Raw genomic sequence first — 20998 nt, forward strand, 5'->3', positions numbered from 1 at the left:
AGCATCCGCTGACAGACTGCACGCTGACCCCAAACGAAGGAAATCCCGCACATGACCACGCCCGCGCCCGCTCCTGAACCGGCCGCCCCCGAACCTTCCATCCGGCCGGCCGCCGCCCCGGACGGCTCGCCGCGGCCCGGACTGCTGCTCAGGTTGTCCGCCGAGGCCCTGGGGACGTTCTTCGTGGTGGTGGCCGGCTTGGGCGTCCCGCTGTTCACCATTCCGCAGTCCAACCCGCTCTCCGCTTCCCTGGCCGCGGGGCTGGCGGTCGCGGCGGCCATGCTGGCGTTCGGCTACGTTTCCGGCGGCCACTTCAATCCCGCGGTGACGGCCGGAAACGCGATTGCGGGCCGGATCCGCTTCGCCGACGCGGCGGCGTACGCAGGAGCGCAGCTGGCGGGTGCCCTGGCCGCCGCCGTGGTGCTCTTCGGCATCCTGCGCACTGTCCCCAACATTGCCGACACCCGGACCGCCTTCGACACGGTGGCGGCCGGTTTCGGGGAGAACTCCGTCATCCAGGTTCCGCTGGCCGGCGTCCTGCTCATTGAGGTGCTTGGGACCGCGCTGCTGGTGGCCGTCTTCCTGGGCGCTACCGCGGCCCGCAACCCGTCCCGGCTGTCGGCCCCGTTCGCCGTCGGGCTGACAATGGCGGTGCTCCTGCAGTTCGGCCAGGCGGCCGGCAACACGCCTTTCAATCCCGCACGCGCCACGGCGTCGGCGCTGTTCAGCAGCCCGGACGTCCTCGGCCAGCTGTGGCTCTTCTGGGTTGCCCCGCTGGTGGGCGCCGCCCTCGCCGGACTGGTCTGCCGCGGCTTCGCGCAGGGCACCCGGCCCATGCCTGCCGCTGCGGACCGGGCGGACGGCGCGCCCGGTGGCGATGATGCGGACGGCACTGACTTGGACGGCACTGGGGCGGCAGATGCTGCCACGCCCCGGACGCAGCCGGCGGAGTCCCGGACGGCAGCTGCCGGCAGCGACGAAGCGCGTGCGTTCTTCGACGGAGAGCGCAGCAACCGGGGAGACAGCGGCGCGCCGGGCGGGCCGAACGCCTGATCCGCGGCCGCCGGGGGACCGGCAACGGCTCCGGGCCGGCTCCGGGCCAGCTCTGGGCTCCAGCTCCGGAGCGGTGGCGCAATCCTGTCGGTGGCAGCCGATACCGTAGGAACATGCGGTTATTGCACACCTCGGACTGGCATTTGGGCCGGTCGTTCCACGGCGTCGGCATGCTCGACGCCCAGCGCGCCTTCATCGACCAGCTCGTTTCCTTCGTGCGGGAGGAGTCGGTCGACGTCGTCCTCATCGCCGGCGACGTCTACGACCGCGCCCTGCCCGGGGTGGACGTGGTCCGGCTGCTGGACGATGCCCTGGTGGGACTGACCGGGGCGGGTGCGCGCGTAGTGCTGACCAGCGGCAACCACGATTCCGCTATCCGGCTGGGGTTCGCCTCGCGTTTGCTCGAACGCGGCGGCGTGCACCTGCGCACCCGGCTTGCCGAGCTGGACCAGCCGGTGCTGTTGCCCCTCGATCCGGCCGACCCCGACGCCGGAGCCGTGCTGGCCATTTATGGCATCCCCTGGCTGGAACCGCGGCTCGTGGCCGGTCAGCTCGGTGCTGGAACCGCCAGCCATTTCGAGGTCACCCGGGCGGCCACCGACCGCATCCGGACGGACCTGGCGGACCGCTCCGCGGCCCGGACCGTCCACTCAGTGGTTCTGGCGCACACGTTCGCCAGCGGCGGGATCAGCTCGGACAGCGAACGGGACCTCAGCATCGGCGGCGTAGGAGCCGTTCCCCTGGATCTGTTCGATGGCTTTACCTACACGGCTCTGGGCCACCTGCACGGACGGCAGGAGCTCTCTCCCGCCGTCCGTTATTCTGGTTCGCCGCTCGCGTACTCGTTCTCCGAAGCCCAGCACAAAAAGGGCAGCTGGCTCCTGGACATCGGCAAGGACGGCCTCGCGGGCGTCCGGGAAGTGCTGTGGGAAGCGCCCCGGACCCTGGCGGTGCTGCGCGGCAAGCTCGACCAGCTGCTCTCCGCCGGGGATCTTGCCTGGGCGGAGACCGCCTACTGCCAGATCACCCTGACCGACGCGCAGCGGCCGGCCCAGGCCATGGAGAAGCTGCGCGCCCGGTTCCCCGACACCCTGGTGCTGGGCTTTGACCCGGAAGGGGCGGGCGCCGCCGCAACCACCAGCTACAGCAGCAGGCTCGCCGAGGCCACGGACGACCTCTCCATTTGCTGCGGCTTCCTGGAACACGTCCGCGGCCGGGCCGCCGACGACGCCGAGGCGGCCGTACTGGCCGAAGCCCTGGAAGCCGTGCGCCTGGAAGGACTGTCCCTGTGAGGATCCACCGCCTCGAAATCTCCGCCTTCGGTCCCTTCGCCGCCACCGAACACGTCGACTTTGACCGCCTCAGCGGCCACGGGCTGTTTCTGCTGAACGGCCCCACCGGCGCCGGCAAGACCAGCGTGCTGGATGCCATCTGCTTCGCGCTCTACGGTTCGGTGCCCGGAGCCCGGCAGGACGGCAAGCGCCTGCGCAGCGACCACGCCGACGCCGCCGCCGAGCCCCGGGTCACGTGTGAGTTCTCCGCCCGCGGGCGCCACTTCGAGGTGTCCCGTTCGCCCGCGTGGAACAAACCCAGCGCCCGGGGCAAGAACGGCTACACCGTCCAGCAGGCCAACACCGTACTGCGCGAACGGGTCGGCGGCGAATGGATCGAAAAATCCGGACGCAACGACGAAGCCGGCGCCGAGATCGCCGACGTCCTCGGCATGAACCGGGAGCAGTTCACCCGGGTTGTCATGCTGCCACAGGGAGAGTTCGCGGCGTTCCTGCGGTCCAAGGCCAGTGACCGCCTCGACCTGCTGCAGAGCCTCTTCGGCACCCAGCGGTTCGAGGCCGTGGAACAGGAGCTCGCCCGGAAGGCGCAGGCCGCCCGCGCGGAAGTGGCCAGCCTCAACGGCCAGCTGGAGCTCCTGTTCGCGCAGGCGGAAGCCGAAACGGCCGCACTGGAACTCGACACCGCCGACGCCCCGGACCGGGCCGCGCCGGATCAGTACCTCGCCTGGCTGCAGGTCAGTGCCGCCGCGGCCGGGGAGCAGCGGCGTGCAGCTGCGCTCGACGCCGAGGAGGTGCGCCTCAGTCGCGTCTCCGCCCGGGACGCCGCGACGGCGCGGGCGGCCCGCCAGGTTCGGCTTGCCGCTGCCGAGCGCCGGCGCGTCGAGGCAGAGGCCGCGGCCCCCGCCATCGCCGCGAAGAACAGCCAGCTGGACCTGCACCGCAAGGCCGAGGTCCTCGGCGGCCAGCTGCAGGCCGTGGACAGCGCCGCCGCGGCGGAGGAGGCCGCCTCGGCGGCCATGGCCGCCGCCGCCGAAGACGTGCGCACCGCGGCCCTCACCGACCCCGAACTCGCCGCGTTGCCGGCGGAACCCGACGGCGCCGCCCTGCGGTCCGCGCTGGAGCGGCTGCGCTCGCTCCGCGCCGTGCTCGAGGAGCGGCTGCCCGACGAAACCCGGCTCGCCGGACTGCGGGACCGCAGCTCCCGGCTGAGCCACGACCTGGCCAGGCTTGAAGAGGGGCAGACGGCCCGGGCAGCCGCCCTGCTCACCCTGCGCAACGAATCGGCGGCGCTCCTCGCGGGGCTGCGGCCCCTCGAGGAACTCGCCGCCGAGCTGCAGCTGCGGACCAAGGAGGCCGCTGCTGCGGAGGAGCTCCTGGTCCTGGTCCGGCGCTACGCCGCAGCCGGGGAGGCGTGCGCGGCAGTCGCGGAAGGCCATGGCAGCGCCCGGCAGAACTACCAGGACCGGCGTCAGCGCTGGCTTGACCTCCGGGAGGAACGGCTGGCCAACGCCGCCGCCGAACTTGCGTCTCAGCTGCAGGCCGGAGAGCCGTGCCCGGTCTGCGGCAGCTCCGAGCACCCCGTCCCGGCCACGGCCGCAGCGTCCGCGCTGACTGTGGCCGAGGCCGAGCAGGCCGCGCAACACGCTTGCGAGGAGGCGGAGACCGCGCTCGCGGCACGTGAACGCGAACTCTCCGACGCCCAGCAGGAGGTCGCCGTCCTGGCGGCCCAGGGCGGAGACACCGCACCCGAGGTTGCGGCCGGGGAAGCCGCCGTAGCGGCTGAACGCGCCGCCGAGGCACAGCGCGCAGCGGCGGACCTCGCCGCGAACCGGGCACGGCACACTGCACTGGACGAGCAAATTGCCGGGCTCGAGCGGGAACAGACGGACACCGCGGCAAGCATCGCCCAGGCCGAGGCCTCCCTCGCGGAAGTCTCCGGCCAGGCCGAGGCCCTCGACCAGGCTTTGAGCACGCTCCGGGCGGGCCACCCCGTCCTGGCCGGCCGCATCAGCGCGCTGGCCGGCACCGCCGCCGTGCTGGAACGCGCCGACGCGGCGCGGACCCGGCTGAAACAGGCCGCGGACCGCTCCACGGAAGCCCGCCGGCAGCTGGAGCTGGCCCTTCCAGGCACCGGCTTCGCCTCCGGCGATGCCGCCCGCGCGGTCCTGCTTTCCGCCGCGGACTCCGCAGCCCTGGAAAACGCCATCCGCGCCGCCCAGGACGAGGAGGCCCGGATCGGTGAGCTCTTCGCCAGTGACGAGCTGGTCCAGGCTGCCCGCGAGCTGGAGAGCGACGGACCCCTCAGCGAGGAGCTGGTTGAACACCTCCGCGCTGACGCGGACGAAGCGGAACGCTCGGCCCGCGCGGCCGCCCTGGCCGCCGGCCTGGCGGAACAGTCGGCGCGGACCCTGGACAGAATAGCCGCCGGCTACGCCCGGCTCGCGGCGGACGGCCGGGAGCCGCGCGAACGGGCCCAGCTGCTGGCCGCCGTCGCCGACGCGGCGCGGGGAGCGGGGGACAACAACTACCGCATGAGCCTGAACAGCTATGTCCTCGCCGCACGGCTCGAGCAGGTGGCCGTGGCCGCCTCGGAACGGCTCGTCGGCATGAGCGACGGCAGGTACACCCTGCAGCACTCGGACGCCAAAGCCGCACGCGGGGCCAAATCCGGCCTGGGCCTGGAAGTAGTGGACCAGTGGACAGGCCAGCGGCGCGACACCGCGACGCTGTCCGGCGGCGAGTCCTTTATGGCGTCGCTGGCGCTCGCGCTCGGTCTGGCGGACGTGGTGCAGCAGGAATCCGGGGGAGTGGACATCGAAACACTGTTCGTGGACGAGGGCTTCGGCAGCCTTGACGAGCAGGCCCTCGAACAGGTCATGGACGCCCTCGAAGGGCTCCGCGACGGCGGCCGGGTGGTGGGCCTGGTGAGCCATGTGGGAGAGATGAAACAGCGCATCAGCACCCAGCTCCAGGTGCTCAAGGGACGCAACGGCTCCACCCTGCACATCTCCGACGACGCCATGGCCTGAGCCGCACCCGGGACCGCCGGGCCAGGCCCGGGTTCAGCTGTGAGGTGCAGCTATAATGGGAGCGTTACCGGGTCGCGCGCATCGGGAGGAGGGACGATGCGCACCTTGAACGAACCCGGAAACCATGACTCTCACATCGTCGTCCCAGCAGGCCGGCACCCCCGCGCCGCTTTCCCCCGAGACCGCTGCCGGCCCCTCTCCCACGCAGCAGGCCGAGGCAGCACCGCCCGCGCCGTACGCCGGCGGGCGCTTCTCCCGGCTGCCGATGCTCGCCGGCAAAAGCTTTATCCCGATCGGGCTCTTCGCCCGCCTCCCGCTCGCCATGCTCACGGTCGGGGCGCTCACCCTCGCCACCGCCGTCACAGGATCGTACGCGGTGGGCGGCACAGTGGCGGGAGCTGTGGGCATCGGCTCAGCCCTCGGCGCCCCCGTTTTCGGGGCGCTGGCAGACCGGCTGGGCCAGCGCCCGGTGCTCCTGTTCGCCGCCGTTTTCAACACCGCCGCCGTCCTTGCGCTGATCCTGGCCGCCTACCTGATCCCCGGCGGAGACGGCCTGGCCGGCGCAGCGCCCGTCCTGGCAGCGGCCTTCGTGGCCGGTGCCAGCTGCCCGCAGGTGGGTTCCCTGGCCCGGGTCCGCTGGATGGCGCTGACCTCACGCGGCCGGCGGAACACCAACCCCGGCGACCTGGACACGGCACTATCCTACGAAAGCACTGCTGACGAACTGACTTTCGTCCTGGGCCCGGCGCTCGTGGGAATCCTTGCCAGCCTGATCGCCCCGTGGCTGCCGCTCGCCCTGGCCGCCGCGCTGACCATCACCCTTGTCCCGGCGTTCGCGGTGCATGCCACGCATCACGCCGTGGGCCGGACCCTGGCCCCCACGGCGTCCGCCGCGGCGCAGAAGAAACAGCACCGCGCGTCCCTGTCCGCCGGTCAGCGTGCCGGCGCCGCTGCCGCCGTCGGGCTGCCGGTGCTGGCCATGGTCTGCATGGGCACGTTCTTCGGCGCCACCCAGACCGCGCTGAGTTCCTTCTCCGCAACCTTCGCCACCTCCGAACTGGCCGGCCTGCTCTACGCGGTGATGGGACTGAGCTCAGCCGCGGCGGCCCTGTCGGTGGCGTACTGGCCCCAGCGGTTCTCGGTGAACGCGCGCTGGCTGGCGTGCGCGGGGCTGATGGCGGCCCTGGCGCTGCTGCTGTTGCTGCCCTCGACGGCGCTGCCCATGATCCTGGTGCTCCTGGTCCTGGGACTCCCGGTGGGCCCATTGATGGTCACGGTCTTCGCGATCGGCGGCCTGGTGGCGCCGGCGGGGAAACTCGGCACGGTCATGACGGCCCTGGCCAGCGGCATCGTTGCGGGCACCGCGACCGGTTCCACCATTGCCGGGCAGCTGGCGCAGAACCACGGCTACTCCGCGGCGTTCCTCGTTCCGGTCTGTGCCGCGGCGGCGCTGTTCCTGCTCGGTGCGGCGGCCGCCGTCGTACTCCGGCGGCGGAAGAAGACGGCGGCGGCCGCCTAGCCGCGGCTTCGCGTCAGCCCAGCTGGCTCTCGATGCGTCCGGCGGCCGCGGTGAGTGCCGCGGCCACCTCTGCCGGATCCTGGGCAGCGCGGATGTAGACGACGGCGAGTGCCGCCGGCCGTCCGCCCGGAACCCGGACGGGGACCGCCACCGAGGAGACACCGGAGATGACCTCGTCGTGGCTGGCCGCATATCCCCGGCGGCGGGCCTCGGCGGCCTCGGCCCGGTAGGGGATGCCGGGCGCAGCGGCCGTCCATTCCTCCGCGGACAAAGCCGACTGGATCGCGATCCCCGGTGCGCCGGCGCTGATCGGGTGCCGGGAGCCGGGATGCTGGACCACCGTGGCCCCGGTGTGCCGCGGATCCACGGTCACCAGGGTGACGCATTCAGCGTGGTCCCAGACGGCGATAAAGGCGCTCATCATCAGGGTGTTGGCCAGCTGGGTGAGTTCAGGGAGGGCGGCAGTCTGCAGATTCCTTGACACACCGCGGGCCAGGACGGCCAGGCCCGGCCCGGGCTGGACCCGGCCGCCGTCGTCGCGCACCAGCAGCGAGTGGTCTTCCAGGGTGCGGAGGATGCGGTACGCCACCGAGCGGTGCACCCCCATGGCGTCGGCCAGCTCGGCAATGGTCAGCGGATGCTGCGCCTCGGCCAGGATTTCGAGGGCACGGATGCCGCGTGACAACGTCTGGGACGGGGAGGCCTGGGCGCTGCCGGCGGTGGGGGTCATGGCTCCATCCTAAAGGTGCCCGGGGGCGGATCCGGGTCCCGCTGTGGCGCCTCCGCGCACGGCCCGGAGTACGGCGCGGCGTTCCATATGGGAACCGCAGGTTCGATTATAGAATCCGAGCACAGGGACGTCCGGTTTCCGCCCGCTGCCGCAGCATACGGACAGCGTTACGGAAAAGTTCCCAATGATGTGTGCCTAATCACATGTTTCATAGTATGATTCTGAATACTAACTGACCGTTCGATCAGTAAATGCATTCGATCAGCAAATCCAGAGGCACTCAGTTATTCCCCCGTACCCAATCCGGGCAGAATTCCTGCCCCCAGCAACGGAGTTTCAATGACCGCAACTTCAAGTGTCGATTCCGAGGCGGGCCCGAGCAGCAAGCATGAGGAACGTAAGGTCCTCGCCGGCACGCTGGTCGGCACCACCATCGAGTGGTACGACTTCTTCATCTTCGCCCAGCTGACGGCAACGCTGCTGTCCCCGCTCTTCCTGGCGCCGCTGAACGCCTCCAACCCGGGCCTGGCACAGATCCTCTCCTTCGCCCTCATTGGCATCAGCTTCCTGTTCCGCCCGCTCGGCGCCATCGTCGCCGGCCACCTGGGTGACCGCCTCGGCCGCAAGGCCATGCTGGTCTTCACCCTCATCATGATGGGTGCCGCCACGGCGCTGATCGGCATGCTGCCGACCTACGCCCAGATCGGCTTCTGGGCTCCGGTCCTGCTCATCCTGCTCCGCATCATCCAGGGCTTCTCCGCCGGCGGTGAATGGGGCGGCGCAGCCCTCATGGCTGTCGAGCACGCCCCCAAGAGCAAGCGCGGCCTTTTCGGCGCCTACCCGCAGATCGGTGTTCCGGTCGGCATGATCCTCGCCACCGGCCTGCTGTTCTTCCTGAACTCCAGCATGTCCAAGGAAGACTTCGCATCCTGGGGCTGGCGGGTTCCGTTCCTGCTGTCCATCGTGCTGATCGTGGTGGGCTACCTGATCCGCCGCGCCGTCGCCGAGAGCCCCGTCTTCAAGGAGATGGCCGCCCGCAAGGAAGAAAGCAAGGCCCCGCTCGGCGAGCTCATCCGCAAGCACAAGAAGGCCGTCCTCTACTCGACGATGATCTTCATCGGCAACAACGCTGCCGGCTACCTCCTGATCGCCTTCTTCATCTCCTACGCCACCAAGTCCCTGAAGATGCCCACCCCGCAGATCCTGCTGGCCACCACGCTGGCGTCCTTCGGCTGGCTGATCTTCACGCTGGTCGGCGGGTGGCTGTCGGACAAGATCGGCCGCGTCAAGACGTTCCTGCTCGGCTACGGCATCGTCTTCGCCTGGATGATCCCGATGTTCGCCCTCATCGACACCAAGAACATCGTGCTCTACGGCGTCGCCCTGTTCGTCCTGACCATCGGCCTGGGCCTGTCCTACGGCCCGATGTCCGCCATGTACGCCGAGATGTTCCCGGCGAAGGTGCGCTACTCGGGCATTTCGATCGGCTACGCCTTCGGCGCCATCCTTGGCGGAGCGTTCGCGGCCACCATCGCCGAGGCACTGCTGCAGGGCACCGGCTGGACCGGTTCCATCGGCATCTACATCATGATCCTCTGCGTCATCTCCGCCGCCGGCGTCCTGCTGGCCGGGGAAACCAGGGGCCGTCCGCTCGGCGTCAGCACCCACCACTAGGCCTGCTGTAGCGGCCAAGCGCCAATAAAACAGAAGGGCACGGACCGTGTGGTCCGTGCCCTTCTGTCGTTAACGGGTTTTCCGGGATGGGGCTCAGACGCCCAGGAAGCTGATGGCCCCCTGCTTGAAGGCCCGGCTGGTGATGGCGTTGGTGTGGTTCCGGCCCGGCAGGACCAGCTGTTCCACCATCGCCCCGGACTTCGCGCCCAGTGCGGCAAGGTCCGGCATGGAAGCGGCCCGCTCGTCCTTTTCGCCGGCCACCAGGAGCATCGGCATGTGCGGCACGGCCTCGGCCGGATCGAACGGCTCGCCTTTAATGGCCTCCACGAGGGAGAGCAGCGAGAAGATGTTGTTGCTGGGCAGCATCTGGGCCAGCTTCAGCAGCCCGGCGGTGGACGCATCCGTGATCGGGGTGCCGTCGGCCAGGTAGCGCTGGGCGGCCACAAGATCGAAGTCGGCCAGCGGGTCGGCCACGTTGGGCCCGCCCAGCACCATCCGGTGCACCAGCTCATGCTGGGTGGCGCCGAACTCCCAGGCGAGCCGCGAACCCAGCGAGTAGCCAATCAGGTCCAGCCCGCTGGAAGGGTCGCCGTCGCGCAGCGGGCGAACGCCGGCGTCGAACGCGATCTGGAGCAAATCCGCGCGGATCCTGCTGGGGGAGTAGGAATCCATGTCCTCCGGGGCGCCGCTGCGCCCGTGGCCGGGCAGGTCCACCGTGATGACACGGCGGCCGGCCTCCAGGAGGGCGGTGATCCAGCCGGTGTCCTCCCAGTTGAGCTTCGCGGAGGAGGAGAAGCCGTGCAGGAGCAGCACCGGGCGCAGCCCGGAGTCGGACTCCGGCTCATGCACGCCGACGTACAGCTGCGGATCGGTGCCCTCGACGGTGTGCGTATGCGGTTGGCCGGTGTGTCTGCCGCTCATGGTGTCAGTCCTCATCAAGTACGGCGCTCAGGCGGACCCGGCGCTTCGGTGCCTCTTCCTTCGGGACCGTGCCCACGATGCCGGCGGTGTTGTCCGGCACCTCAAGCACAATCAGGGGCTCGCCGACGTTGATCTTGTCACCGGGCCCGCCGTGGATACGCACCACCTTACCTGCCTGCGGGCTGGGCAATTCAACCGCGGATTTGGTGGTTTCCACCTCCACCAGAGGCTGGTTCCGCTCCACCTGGTCGCCCGGGGCCACAAGCCATTCCAGCACGGTGGCCTCGATCAGGCCTTCGCCGAGGTCGGGGAGGGGAAAGGAAATTTCAGCCACGTTTGTACTCCAATACTCGCTGGATGCCGAAGAGGATCCGGTCAATGTTCGGGATGTATTCGTCCTCGAGGTCGCCTGACGGGTAGGGGACGTCGAATCCGGTCACCCGCTCCACCGGGGCCTTGAGCGTGTCGAAGCAGGACTGCGTGATCAGCTGGGCCACCTCGGCGCCCAGCCCTGAGGTCAGCGGTGCCTCGTGGACGACGACGGCGCGGCGCGTCTTGCGCACGGAGGCGGCCAGGGCTTCGGCGTCGATCGGCTTGAGCCAGCGCAGGTCCAGGACCTCGATGTCGATTCCGTCCTCGGCCGCGAGACCGGCCACCTGGAGGCACCGGGCCACCATGGCGCCCCAGGCGACCAGGGTGAGGTGCCGGCCCTCGCGCTGAACCTTCGCCCCGGTGGGGGAGGCGCCGTCGTCGTTCGCATCGCAGTGCGCGAGGTCGACGTCGTCCTTTTGCCAGTATCGGGACTTCGGTTCCATGAAGATCACCGGGTCCGGCCGCGTGGCGGCGTACTTGAGCAGGTGGTAGGCCTCGTGCGGGTTCGACGGCGAGACCACTTTGAGCCCGGGCACGTGCGCGAAGAGGGCCTCGAGGCTTTCGCCGTGGTGTTCGGGGGCGCGGATGCCGCCGAAGCTGGGAACGCGCAGGGTGATGGGCATCGGCATGGTGCCCCGGCTGCGGTAGTTCATCCGGGCCATCTGGCAGACGATCTGGTTGACGGCCGGGTAGGCGAAGCCGTCGAACTGGACCTCGGGGATGGGATGGAATCCGGCCATCGCCAGGCCCACGGACATGCCCAGGATTCCGGACTCCGCCAGCGGCGTGTCGAAGACACGCTGGGCCCCGTGCTTGGCCTGGAGGCCGTCGGTGATGCGGAAGACGCCGCCGAGCCGTCCGCAGTCCTCGCCGAAGATCAGGGTCCTGGGGTTCTCGGCGAGCACCTCGTCGAGCGCCCGGTTGAGGGCCTGCTGCATGGACATCACGGTGGTGGAGGCGGGGGTGGCTGCGCTCGTGCTTGCAGCCGCGCCGCCTTCAAGGGTCGAGTTAGACATGTTCGGACTCCTCACGCCAGTTGGCGGCCTGGGCCTGCAGGGCAGGGGTGGTTTCCTGGAACACCAGGTCGAACATTTCGGTGCCCGGGCGCGGGCCCAGGGCCTGGATGCCCGCACGGATCTGCTCCTCTTCGGCCTTCGCCGCGGCGAGGGCCTCGGCGAAGAAGGCGTCGTCGGCGATCCCGTCGGCGAGAAGCCGCTGCCGGAAGCGCTCCAGCGGGTCCGCGCCGGCGGCGTCGCGCTCCTCGTCGAGGGACCGGTAGCGCCCGGGGTCGTCGGAGGTCGAGTGCGGGCCGCGGCGGTACGTCATGGCCTCGATCAGCACGGGGCCGTTCCCTGCCCGGGCGTGCGCGAAGGCGCGGCGGGTGGCCTCGACGACGGCGACGACGTCATCGCCGTCGATCTGCAGCGCCGGCACGCCGTAGCCGGCGGCGCGGGCGGCGACGGAGCCGCCGGCCACCTGGCGCTCGGTGGGGACCGAGATGGCCCAGCCGTTGTTCTGCACAAAGAACACCACGGGGGCCTTCAGGACGGCGGCAAAGTTCAGGGCCTCGTGGACATCGCCCTGGGAGGATGCGCCGTCGCCGAAGTACGTCAGCGCAACACCGGGCGGGGCGGTTGTGCCGGCGGCCGCGGAGAGGGTCTGGCCGTGGGCCCAGCCGACCGCGTGGAGCACGGAGCCGGCCACCACGGCCTGGATCGGGGCGAGCCGGGACTCCAGGGGGTCGTAGAGGCCGCCGTGCCAGGTGGCCTTGTGGGTGGACATGTAGGCCACCATGTCCACGCCCATGGTGCGGGCGACGCCCATCTCCCGGTAGGTCGGAAAAACGAAGTCCCGGGTGGTGTCGACGGCGTAGCCGCTGCCCACCTGCGCCGCCTCCTGGCCGAGCTCGGGGGCATAGCCGGGAATGATGCCCTGGCGCTGCCAGGCGATGGCCGAGGTGTCGAGGTGGCGGACCGCCACCATCAGCGAATAGAGCTCGCGGAGCTGGGCAGGGGTCAACGGTTCGGCGGCTTCGCCGGACGCCGCGGGAAGTGTATCCATGGCTGTGACCCTAGTCACAGGGACATCGGCGGGCAATCAGCCCGCGGATCGCTGACCAGACTGCACAAGTGCGCGGGCAATAGCAGCCGGACGCCTGGCAAGTTGTACATCAAGGTGGACATATGAACGCAGGCTGCCGGTTGTGCCGGGCACGCGGCAGGGGCCGTCCCGGATGTCCGGAACGGCCCCTGCCGCGTGCTTTTGACGGGTTACTTGGCCGGGGTGGCCGTGCGCTTGCGGGTCACCCGCGCACCGATCCAGCAGGCAGCGGCGATGCCGGCCACCAGGGCCATGGTGCTGAAGAGCTGTTTGCTGCTGTCGGGGCTGCTGAACCCGACGGCGAAGATCAGGCCCAGGAGGACCAGCCCGAAGATGGTCAGTCCCGGGAATCCCTTCATCCGCAGGGGGAGCTCGGTGCCCGCACGGTCCGCGCGGCGGCGGAGGATCAGCTGGGACACCAGGGCCGAACCCCAGACCAGGAGGCAGGTGGAGCCCACCAGCTGGAACAGGGCCGGCAGGATCTGCTCCGGGAACAGCAGCTCCAGGACTGCGGCCAGGAACCCGAAGGCCACGGAGACGCCGACGGCGATCACCGGCACCCTTGACTTGTTGATTTTGGCCAGGAAGCCGGGGGCCTCGCCGCGTTCGGAGAGGGAGAACACCATCCGGGATGCGCCGTAAAGGTTCGCGTTCAGTGCCGAAAGGAGCGCGACGACGGCCACCAGCGTGATGGCGGCGCCGGCGCCGGGGATCCCCGCGACATCCAGCACGCCGGCGAAGGGGGAGGCGAGGGACTCGGAGGTGTAGGGCAGGACGGCGGCGATCACAAAGACCGAGCCGATGTAGAACACCAGGATCCGCCAGACGACGGTGCGGATCGCGTGGCCCACGCTGCGCTGCGGGTTTTCGGTTTCGGCCGCGGCCACGCTGACAATTTCGGTGCCGCCGAAAGCGAAGATCACCACGAAGAGCGCGGTGGCGATGCCGCCCAGACCCGCCGGGGCGAAGTCGGCGGTTAAGTTGCTGAGGCCGGGGGACTCGACGTCAGGCAGCCAGCCCAGCAGCAGTGCCGTGCCGATACCCAGGAACACCAGGATCGCCGCCACCTTGAGGATGGCGAACCAGAATTCGAACTCGCCGAAGTTCTTGACACCGGCGAGGTTGATCGCCGTAAAGACGGCCATGAAAATCAGGGACAGTGCCCAGACCGGGATGACGGGCCACACCGTGTAGAGGAGGGCGGCGGCGCCGAGGGCCTCGGCGGCGATGACCACCACCAGCTGGAGCCACCAGAGCCAGCCCACGGTGGCCCCCGCGGTCCTGCCCATGGCCTTTGCGGCGTAGACGGAGAACGCGCCGCTGTTGGGGTTGGCGGCCGCCATCTCGCCCAGGGCCCACATCACGATGATGATCAGGGTGCCCGCGACCAGGTAGGAGACCAGGACGGCGGGACCGGCGGCCTGGACCCCGGCCCCCGAGCCCAGGAACAGGCCGGCGCCGATCGCGCTGCCCAATCCCATCATGGTCAGCTGGCGCGGCTTCATGCTGTGGCCCAGTTTCGGGCCGGGGCGCTCCGCGGTGGACTTCATTGTCATGCTGGCGAACCTTCTTGTGGAGGGGTGTCTGGGTCCTTATGGGACCTATTGAATTTACCGCCACCGGGCGGGGTCTCCCAGCAGGAGGCCGTGAGAGCATGGTGACAGTTTGTAAGCCCAGGTACGGGTCGCCAGGGCGATCTGCCCCCAGAAGCCACTGTTGAAGGAATGTTTGATGGATGTTGATGCTCTGGATGCGAAGATTGTCCGATTCTTCACGGATTTCCCCCGGTCCTCGGTGCTGGAGGCCTCCCGCGTCCTCAAGGTGGCCCGCGCCACCGTGCAGTCGCGGCTGGACCGCATGCAGGACAGCGGCGTGATCGGGTCCTGGGTGCCGCAGCCGGACCCTGCCCACTTCGGTTTTCCCGTGGTGGCCTTCTGTTCCCTCACCATCAACCAGGACCTGGGGCATGACGCCGTGGTCGAGGCCCTCGCGGCGATACCCGAACTGATTGAGATCCACACCGTCTCCGGCAGTTCGGACCTCATGGCCCGCATCGCGGCCCGTTCCAACCCGGACCTGCAACGTGTGCTCGATGCCATGATCGCCACCCGGACGGTCCTCCGCTCGTCGTCCGTGATTGTCCTCAACACCCACTTCCAAGGCCGCACCCTGCCCCTGCTGGAAGCCGCCGCCGAGCTGTGAGCTGAAACATTTTGTGCCCGGGGAGCAAAGTCGTAGAATTAGTTCTAGTCAATTTGACTATAACTGAACCGGCAGTCGCTCCGGGGCCTCAGAAGGCGGGGTGACCCACCGTGTACACAACAGGAGCCAACGTCTCCGAGCGCCAGCTCGCACCGCCGTCGTTGGCGATCTCAACGGTGATCTTCGTGCTCCGCCCCAGTGAGCGTTCCGGACGCCCCACCCTCTGGATCCCGCTGGTGCGCCGGATCCGCGAACCGTTCAAGGGGCTCTGGGCACTGCCCGGCGGCCCGCTGACCCACTCGGAGTCCCTGCAGGACGCCGCCTCGCGGAACCTGCGGGAGACCACCGGCCTGGCGCCCAGCTACCTCGAGCAGCTCTACGCGTTCGGCGGGCTGCACCGCTCACCCACCCAGCGCGTTGTCTCGATTGTCTACTGGGCGCTGGTGCAGCCCACCGAGGCGGCGCTCGCGGACGAATCCGAAAACGTCAAGTGGTTCCGCGCCGACCGGCTGGGGGAGCTGGCCTTCGACCACAACGCGATCATCGACTACGCGCTCTGGCGCCTGCGCAACAAGATGGCATACGGCTCCATCGCCTACCACCTGCTGGGCGAATACTTCACGCTGGCCCAGGTCCGGGAGGTCTATGAGGCCGTCCTGGACCGCGAACTTGACCCGGCCAATTTCCGCCGGCAGGTCAAAGCCACGCCGGAGATCGAAGAAACCGACCAGTACCTCCAGGGCGGCAAACACCGTCCGCCCCGCCTTTACCGCTTCACCGGCCGCCCAGGCCTTGACCCAGACAACAGGAGCACACCATGAGCAGCGTCAACACGGCCATCCAGCTGATTACGCGCGAACAGGCCGCCGGCAGCGCCGCCGCGTCCACCTGCAGCCCGGCGCTCGCCCGCGGGCCCTGGGACTACGACCTGGCCGAGGCCCTCGCCGGCAAGCCCGCCTACGGCCCCGGCGCCTCCGCGGCCGACGTCGCCCCGGCGTCCACCCCGCGGCAGGGCCAGCTCCCGGAGGAATACAAGCGCGCCAGCGACGCCGAACTCGACGCCCGGATCCGGGCGGCCAAGGCAACGCTGGGGGACCGCGCCGTCGTCCTGGGCCACTTCTACCAGCGCGACGAGGTCATCCAGTACGCCGACTTCGTGGGGGACTCCTTCCAGCTGGCCAATGCCGCGCTGACCCGCCCCGACGCCGAAGCCATCATCTTCTGCGGCGTGCACTTTATGGCCGAAACCGCGGACATCCTGTCCCGGCCGGACCAGGCCGTGATCCTGCCCAACCTCGCCGCCGGCTGCTCCATGGCGGACATGGCGGACATCGACTCGGTGACCGAGTGCTGGGAGCAGCTCGGCGAGCTGTTCGGCACGGAGCCCGACGCCGATGGCCGGGTTCCGGTCATCCCGGTCACCTACATGAACTCCTCCGCTGCGCTCAAGGGCTTCTGCGGCGAAAACGGCGGCATCGTCTGCACCTCGTCCAACGCCTCGACCGTGCTGGAGTGGGCGTTCGAGCGGGGCCAGCGCGTGCTGTTCTTCCCGGACCAGCACCTGGGCCGCAACACCGCCAAGGCGATGGGCGTGCCGCTGGAGCAGATGCCCCTGTGGAACCCGCGCAAGGACCTCGGCGGCAACGCCGAACAGACCCTCATCGATTCCCGCGTCATCCTGTGGCACGGTTTCTGCTCGGTCCACAAGCGCTTCAACGTCGGCCAGATCGAGAAGGCCCGCGCCGAGTTCCCCGGCGTGCAGGTGATTGTGCACCCCGAATGCCCCATGGAGGTGGTGGACGCCGCCGACTCGGCCGGCTCCACGGACTTCATCAAGAAGGCCATCGCGGCCGCCACGGAACCCTCCACGTTTGCGGTCGGCACCGAGATCAACATGGTCAACCGCCTCGCCGCGGAGTATCCGCAGCACACGATTTTCTGCCTCGACCCGGTGATCTGCCCGTGCTCCACCATGTACCGCATCCACCCCGGCTACCTCGCCTGGGTCCTGGAGGCCCTGGTCCGGGGCGAGGTGGTCAACCGCATCACGGTGGCGGACGACGTCGCCGGCCCGGCGAAGGTGGCCCTCGAACGGATGCTGGCGGCGCGGCCATGACCAGGCGCCTGGTGGTGGTGGGCAGCGGGATCGCGGGACTCTACGCGGCCCTGCTGGCCTCCGACGCCTCCGGCGGCAGCCTGCCGGCGCCCGAGGTGGTGCTCCTGACGAAGGGGACCCTCGAGCAGAGCAACACCTTTTACGCCCAGGGCGGGGTCTCCGCGGTGCTGGCGCCGGGGGAGGCCGCGGCGGGCGATTCCGTGGCCGCCCACATCGCTGACACCCTCGCCGCCGGTGCCGGGCTTAACGATCCCGACGCCGTGCGGGTGCTGTGCACCGAAGCGGTCCGCGACATTGCGGGCCTGCAGCGGTTCGGGGTGGCCTTCGACGCCGGTTCCGGCGGCGGCCCGGCGCTGGGCCTCGAAGCGGCGCATTCCGCGGCGCGCATCCTGCACGCCGGCGGGGACGCAACCGGCGCCTGCATCACCCGCGCGCTCGTGGCCGCCGTCCTGCAGCGGACGGTGGAAGGCCGGCTGCGGGTGGAGACGGGGGCCTTCGTCACGGAACTGCTCACCGGCGGTTCCGGCGACGGCCCGACGGCGGACGCGGCCCGGGTGACGGGCGTCGCGTACCTGGCCAGCGGGCAGCCGCGGCGCCTGGACGCCGACGCGGTGCTCCTGGCCACCGGCGGTGCGGGCCGGCTGTTCGCCCGCACCAGCAATCCCGCCGTCGCCACGGCCGACGGGCTGGCTCTGGCCTGGCGCGCCGGCGCGGCCGTCCGGGACCTGGAGTTCTTCCAGTTCCACCCCACCACCCTGGCCGCGGCGGAGACCCCCGGCGGGCCGCCGGCGCTGCTCATTTCCGAGGCAGTCCGCGGGGAAGGCGCCGTCCTGCGCGACGCCGCCGGCTGCCGTTTTATGCCGGACTACCACCCGGATGCCGAGCTGGCCCCGCGCGACGTCGTCTCCCGGAGCATCGCCCTGCACCTCGCCGCGACGGGCGCGCCGGCGGACAGCCCGGTGTTCCTGGACGCCCGGGGGATCGAGGCCGCCCGCGGTCAAGGGTTCCTGGCCCGGCGGTTCCCCACCATCAGCGCGGCCACCCGCGCAGCCGGCTACGACTGGACCACTGAGATGCTGCCGGTGTCCCCGGCGGCGCACTACTGGATGGGCGGGGTGTCCACCGACCTGTGGGGGCGCACCTCCGTGCCGGGGCTGTACGCCGCCGGCGAGGTGGCGTGCACGGGTGCGCAGGGCGCCAACCGGCTCGCCAGCAACTCACTCCTCGAGGGCCTGGTCTTCGGCCGCCGGGCCGTGGAGGCATTCCTCGGCGGGGCCGGCGCGGACCACTGGCCCGTAGCCCCGGACGCCGGGGCCAGGGACCGGCTGCCCGCCGCCGGGGCAGGGCACCGTGGCGTCCCGTTCAGCCGCGATGCTCTTCGACGGTTGATGACTCGCGCCGCCGGGGTGCTGCGTACGGAGGCTGAACTCGATGCTGCGGCCACTCAGCTTGCGGCCTGGGCCGCCGCCGTCCGCCCCGGCAGCGTGAGCGACGCAGCGGTCACGGGGGAGCACGAGGACCGGAACCTGCTCCTCGCCGCGCAGCTGCTGGTGGCCGCGGCGCGGCGGCGGCCCGGTTCCGTGGGCGCCCACTACCGGGCCGACGCGGCCGTTTCCACCGCAGGTGTCCCAGCAGTGCCCGCTATGCCCGCAGCCCCGGCCCGCCCCACCCCGCCGGCCGGTGCGCACAGCCACCGGCACCCCGCCGCATCCCGCCCCAAACAGAGGATTCCGTCATGACAGCACCTGCCGCAGCCCGCCCCAGCGTCCGTCCGGGAACGGACCTCGAAGGCACCCTGCCCCCGGCCGCCGTGGACGCCGTGCTGCGCGCGGCCCTGCTGGAGGACGCCCCGTCCGGGGACATCACCTCGCAGGTCCTCATTCCGGCCGACGCCCGCGCGACGGCGGTCCTCGCCGCCCGCGTTCCCGGCGTGTTCAGCGGCGGCGGGGTGTTCGCGGCCGCGATGAAGCTCACGGACCCGGATGCCGCCGTCGAACTCCTCGTGGCGGACGGCGCCGCGTTCGATGCCGGGACCGTCCTGGCCCGGGTAACCGGCAATGCCCGGGCCGTGCTGCTGGCTGAACGCGTGGCCCTGAACCTGGTCCAGCGGATGAGTGCCATCGCCACCAAGACCGCGGAATTCGTCGCCCTGGTGGACGGCACGGGGGCGCGCATTACCGACACCCGGAAGACCACCCCGGGGCTGCGGGTGCTTGAGCGGTACGCCGTCCGCTGCGGCGGCGGGGCAAACCACCGCTTCGGCTTGTCCGACGCCGTGCTGGCCAAGGACAACCACCTGGCCGTGCTGACCGGGGGAGACCCGTCGAAACTCACCGCGGTGCTGCGGGCGGCAAAAGAGCGGCTGGGGCACACCACGCACTTCGAAGTGGAGGTGGATAGCATGGACCAGATCGGCCCGGTCCTGGCCGCCGGAGTGGACGCCATCATGCTGGACAACTTCACCCTGGCGGACCTGGCCGCCGGTGTGGCGCTGGTCGGCGGCCGGGCCAGGGTGGAGGCCAGCGGCAACGTGAACCTGGCCACCGTGGCGGGCATCGCCGCGACCGGCGTGGACGTCATCTCGATCGGCGGGCTCACCCACAGCGTCGCCGCCCTGGACCTGGGGCTCGACCTGGAGCTTGACTTCGACGCCGGACGGCCCGGGCCATGATCTTCCTCGACGCCGCGGCCACCACCCCGGTCCGCAGGGAGGTCCTCGAGGCCATGTGGCCGTACCTCAGCGGGGACTTCGGCAACCCCGCAAGCCACCATTCGCTCGGGGACTCCGCCGCCCGGGCGCTCGCCGCGGCACGGGCCGCCACCGCCACGGCGCTGGGCTGCCGCCCGGCGGAGGTGGTCTTCACCTCCGGGGGTACCGAGGCGGACAACCTGGCCGTCAAGGGCATCGCCCTGGCCCGGCAGGCCGGGGACCCGCGGCTGAACCGGGTGGTGATCAGCGCCGTCGAACATCCGGCCGTGGAGGAATCAGCCCGGTACCTGGAGCGGATGCACGGCTTCGCCGTCGACGTCGTGCCGGTCGATTCCTGCGGCCGCGTCACCGGGGAAGCCCTCGCCGCGGTGCTCCGGCCGGAGACCGCCCTGGTCAGCATCATGTACGCCAACAACGAGGTGGGCACGGTGCAGACGGTGGCCCGGCTGGCGGCACTGGCCCGCGCCCAGGGCATCCCCTTCCACACCGACGCTGTCCAGGCCGCCGGCTGGCTGCCGCTGGACACAGCAGCGCTGGGCGTGGACGCCCTGAGCATCTCCGGCCACAAGCTCGGTGCGCCGAAAGGCTGCGGGGCCCTGTACGTGCGGAGCCGGACGCCGCTGGAACCCCTGCTCCACGGCGGCGGGCAGGAGCGCGGGCGCAGGTCGGGAACCGGGAACGTGGCCGGTGCCGTGGCCCTCGCGACGGCGCTGACGCTTGCGCAGTCCTCGCAGCGGGACAGGGCGGCGGACGTCGCCGGGCTGCGGGATGCGTTCATCCGCGAGGTCCTGGCGGGGGTTCCCGGGGCGGTGCTCACCGGGGACCCGCGGGACCGGCTGCCCTCCATCGCCTCGTTCTGCTTCCCGGGGACCAGCGGCGAATCCGTCCTGCTGGAACTCGAACGCCTCGGCGTCATCTGTTCCAGCGGGTCGGCCTGCGCCGCAGGGTCGGATGAGCCGTCCCCGGTGCTGCTCGCCCTGGGCATCAGTGCCGACGTCGCGCAGACCGCAGTCCGCTTCAGCTTCGACTCGACCATCACCGCCGCCGAGCTGCAGGAGGCGGCAGCCGCGGTCCGCACCGCCGTCGGAAGCGTCCAGGCCCTCGGCGCCTCCTGACCCCGGGATGCGCCATCACTTAACCCTGTTCCCAAGTGCTGTGATGTCTCACCTGATCGTTGACACTTCATGTCTCACCTGATCGTGGACATTTCATGTCTCAGGACTTCGTGGACGGTTGCTTGCCCGGGCCGTTGAGGCCGATGTAGACGGTTCCTTTGGGCG

Annotated in this window: 17 protein-coding genes; 11 read left to right on the forward strand and 6 right to left on the reverse strand. The window is 70.5% G+C overall.

The features are described 5' to 3' along the window. Positions 1-51: 51 nt before the first annotated feature. From AR539_RS04745 to AR539_RS04760, 4 genes are all read left to right on the forward strand, one after another. Entirely contained in the window at positions 52-1053 is a 1002-nt protein-coding gene (locus AR539_RS04745) for an MIP/aquaporin family protein (RefSeq protein ID WP_066432998.1), read from the forward strand. A 113-nt stretch (positions 1054-1166) separates the two neighbouring features. Then, a complete protein-coding gene (locus AR539_RS04750; RefSeq protein WP_066433001.1) occupies positions 1167-2345 on the forward strand; it encodes an exonuclease SbcCD subunit D in 1179 nt (392 codons plus the stop codon). Then, entirely contained in the window at positions 2342-5374 is a 3033-nt protein-coding gene (locus tag AR539_RS04755) for an AAA family ATPase (RefSeq protein WP_066433002.1), read from the forward strand. The genes AR539_RS04750 and AR539_RS04755 overlap by 4 nt, the downstream gene beginning before the upstream one ends. A gap of 124 nt (positions 5375-5498) precedes the next feature. Beyond that, on the forward strand, positions 5499-6893 hold the full coding sequence (locus AR539_RS04760) for an MFS transporter (protein ID WP_066433003.1): 1395 nt from the start codon (positions 5499-5501) through the stop codon (positions 6891-6893). Between the two features lie 13 nt (positions 6894-6906). On the opposite strand, the gene AR539_RS04765 is transcribed toward AR539_RS04760, so the two are convergent. Then, positions 6907-7623, reverse strand: coding sequence for an IclR family transcriptional regulator (locus AR539_RS04765; protein WP_066433004.1), 717 nt, complete (start codon positions 7621-7623; stop codon positions 6907-6909). A 339-nt stretch (positions 7624-7962) separates the two neighbouring features. Between AR539_RS04765 and AR539_RS04770 the strand changes: the two genes are divergently transcribed. Then, positions 7963-9297 carry an MFS transporter gene (locus tag AR539_RS04770; protein WP_066433005.1) on the forward strand — a complete coding sequence of 445 codons (1335 nt, stop codon included), beginning with the start codon at positions 7963-7965 and terminating at the stop codon, positions 9295-9297. A gap of 93 nt (positions 9298-9390) precedes the next feature. On the opposite strand, the gene AR539_RS04775 is transcribed toward AR539_RS04770, so the two are convergent. From AR539_RS04775 to AR539_RS04795, 5 genes are all read right to left on the reverse strand, one after another. After that, a complete protein-coding gene (locus AR539_RS04775) occupies positions 9391-10218 on the reverse strand; it encodes an alpha/beta fold hydrolase (RefSeq protein ID WP_066433007.1) in 828 nt (275 codons plus the stop codon). A gap of 4 nt (positions 10219-10222) precedes the next feature. Next, on the reverse strand, positions 10223-10552 hold the full coding sequence (locus tag AR539_RS04780) for a biotin/lipoyl-containing protein (RefSeq protein WP_066433009.1): 330 nt from the start codon (positions 10550-10552) through the stop codon (positions 10223-10225). After that, positions 10545-11606 carry an alpha-ketoacid dehydrogenase subunit beta gene (locus tag AR539_RS04785; protein WP_066433011.1) on the reverse strand — a complete coding sequence of 354 codons (1062 nt, stop codon included), beginning with the start codon at positions 11604-11606 and terminating at the stop codon, positions 10545-10547. Before AR539_RS04785 ends, AR539_RS04780 begins: the two co-directional genes overlap by 8 nt. Next, the gene (locus AR539_RS04790) at positions 11599-12651 is read right to left on the reverse strand and encodes a thiamine pyrophosphate-dependent enzyme (RefSeq protein ID WP_066433013.1); all 1053 of its coding nucleotides are present in this window, start codon (positions 12649-12651) and stop codon (positions 11599-11601) included. Before AR539_RS04790 ends, AR539_RS04785 begins: the two co-directional genes overlap by 8 nt. Positions 12652-12860: 209 nt before the next feature. Continuing rightward, positions 12861-14246: an amino acid permease gene (locus AR539_RS04795; protein ID WP_066433016.1), complete on the reverse strand. Its 1386-nt coding sequence runs from the start codon at positions 14244-14246 to the stop codon at positions 12861-12863. Positions 14247-14421: 175 nt separating this feature from the next. Between AR539_RS04795 and AR539_RS04800 the strand changes: the two genes are divergently transcribed. The 6 genes from AR539_RS04800 (at position 14422) to AR539_RS04825 (ending at position 20833) form a co-directional block, all read left to right on the forward strand. After that, positions 14422-14892: an Lrp/AsnC family transcriptional regulator gene (locus AR539_RS04800; RefSeq protein ID WP_066433018.1), complete on the forward strand. Its 471-nt coding sequence runs from the start codon at positions 14422-14424 to the stop codon at positions 14890-14892. A 110-nt stretch (positions 14893-15002) separates the two neighbouring features. Then, entirely contained in the window at positions 15003-15713 is a 711-nt protein-coding gene (locus tag AR539_RS04805) for an NUDIX hydrolase (RefSeq protein WP_066433019.1), read from the forward strand. After that, positions 15710-17008 (forward strand): quinolinate synthase NadA, encoded by a 1299-nt coding sequence (nadA, locus tag AR539_RS04810; protein WP_066433020.1) that lies wholly within the window; start codon positions 15710-15712, stop codon positions 17006-17008. The genes AR539_RS04805 and nadA overlap by 4 nt, the downstream gene beginning before the upstream one ends. Beyond that, positions 17005-18747, forward strand: a complete 1743-nt coding sequence (nadB, locus tag AR539_RS04815; RefSeq protein WP_082699187.1) for an L-aspartate oxidase — start codon at positions 17005-17007, stop codon at positions 18745-18747. The genes nadA and nadB overlap by 4 nt, the downstream gene beginning before the upstream one ends. After that, positions 18744-19679 carry a carboxylating nicotinate-nucleotide diphosphorylase gene (nadC, locus tag AR539_RS04820; RefSeq protein WP_066433021.1) on the forward strand — a complete coding sequence of 312 codons (936 nt, stop codon included), beginning with the start codon at positions 18744-18746 and terminating at the stop codon, positions 19677-19679. The genes nadB and nadC overlap by 4 nt, the downstream gene beginning before the upstream one ends. Beyond that, positions 19676-20833 carry a cysteine desulfurase family protein gene (locus tag AR539_RS04825; RefSeq protein ID WP_066433027.1) on the forward strand — a complete coding sequence of 386 codons (1158 nt, stop codon included), beginning with the start codon at positions 19676-19678 and terminating at the stop codon, positions 20831-20833. The genes nadC and AR539_RS04825 overlap by 4 nt, the downstream gene beginning before the upstream one ends. The last annotated feature ends 165 nt before the right edge of the window (positions 20834-20998 follow it).

This window comes from Arthrobacter sp. EPSL27 (genome assembly GCF_001512305.1).
Taxonomy (GTDB): Bacteria; Actinomycetota; Actinomycetes; order Actinomycetales; family Micrococcaceae; genus Arthrobacter.

Bases quoted from the DNA above. Each gene is read 5' to 3' on its own strand.
- AR539_RS04745 (WP_066432998.1), top strand. From the start codon at position 52: ATGACCACGCCCGCGCCCGCTCCTGAACCGGCCGCCCCCGAACCTTCC.
- AR539_RS04750 (WP_066433001.1), top strand. From the start codon at position 1,167: ATGCGGTTATTGCACACCTCGGACTGGCATTTGGGCCGGTCGTTCCAC.
- AR539_RS04760 (WP_066433003.1), top strand. From the start codon at position 5,499: ATGACTCTCACATCGTCGTCCCAGCAGGCCGGCACCCCCGCGCCGCTT.
- AR539_RS04765 (WP_066433004.1), bottom strand. From the start codon at position 7,623: ATGACCCCCACCGCCGGCAGCGCCCAGGCCTCCCCGTCCCAGACGTTG.
- AR539_RS04770 (WP_066433005.1), top strand. From the start codon at position 7,963: ATGACCGCAACTTCAAGTGTCGATTCCGAGGCGGGCCCGAGCAGCAAG.
- AR539_RS04775 (WP_066433007.1), bottom strand. From the start codon at position 10,218: ATGAGCGGCAGACACACCGGCCAACCGCATACGCACACCGTCGAGGGC.
- AR539_RS04785 (WP_066433011.1), bottom strand. From the start codon at position 11,606: ATGTCTAACTCGACCCTTGAAGGCGGCGCGGCTGCAAGCACGAGCGCA.
- AR539_RS04790 (WP_066433013.1), bottom strand. From the start codon at position 12,651: ATGGATACACTTCCCGCGGCGTCCGGCGAAGCCGCCGAACCGTTGACC.
- AR539_RS04795 (WP_066433016.1), bottom strand. From the start codon at position 14,246: ATGACAATGAAGTCCACCGCGGAGCGCCCCGGCCCGAAACTGGGCCAC.
- AR539_RS04800 (WP_066433018.1), top strand. From the start codon at position 14,422: ATGGATGTTGATGCTCTGGATGCGAAGATTGTCCGATTCTTCACGGAT.
- nadA (WP_066433020.1), top strand. From the start codon at position 15,710: ATGAGCAGCGTCAACACGGCCATCCAGCTGATTACGCGCGAACAGGCC.
- nadB (WP_082699187.1), top strand. From the start codon at position 17,005: ATGACCAGGCGCCTGGTGGTGGTGGGCAGCGGGATCGCGGGACTCTAC.
- nadC (WP_066433021.1), top strand. From the start codon at position 18,744: ATGACAGCACCTGCCGCAGCCCGCCCCAGCGTCCGTCCGGGAACGGAC.
- AR539_RS04825 (WP_066433027.1), top strand. From the start codon at position 19,676: ATGATCTTCCTCGACGCCGCGGCCACCACCCCGGTCCGCAGGGAGGTC.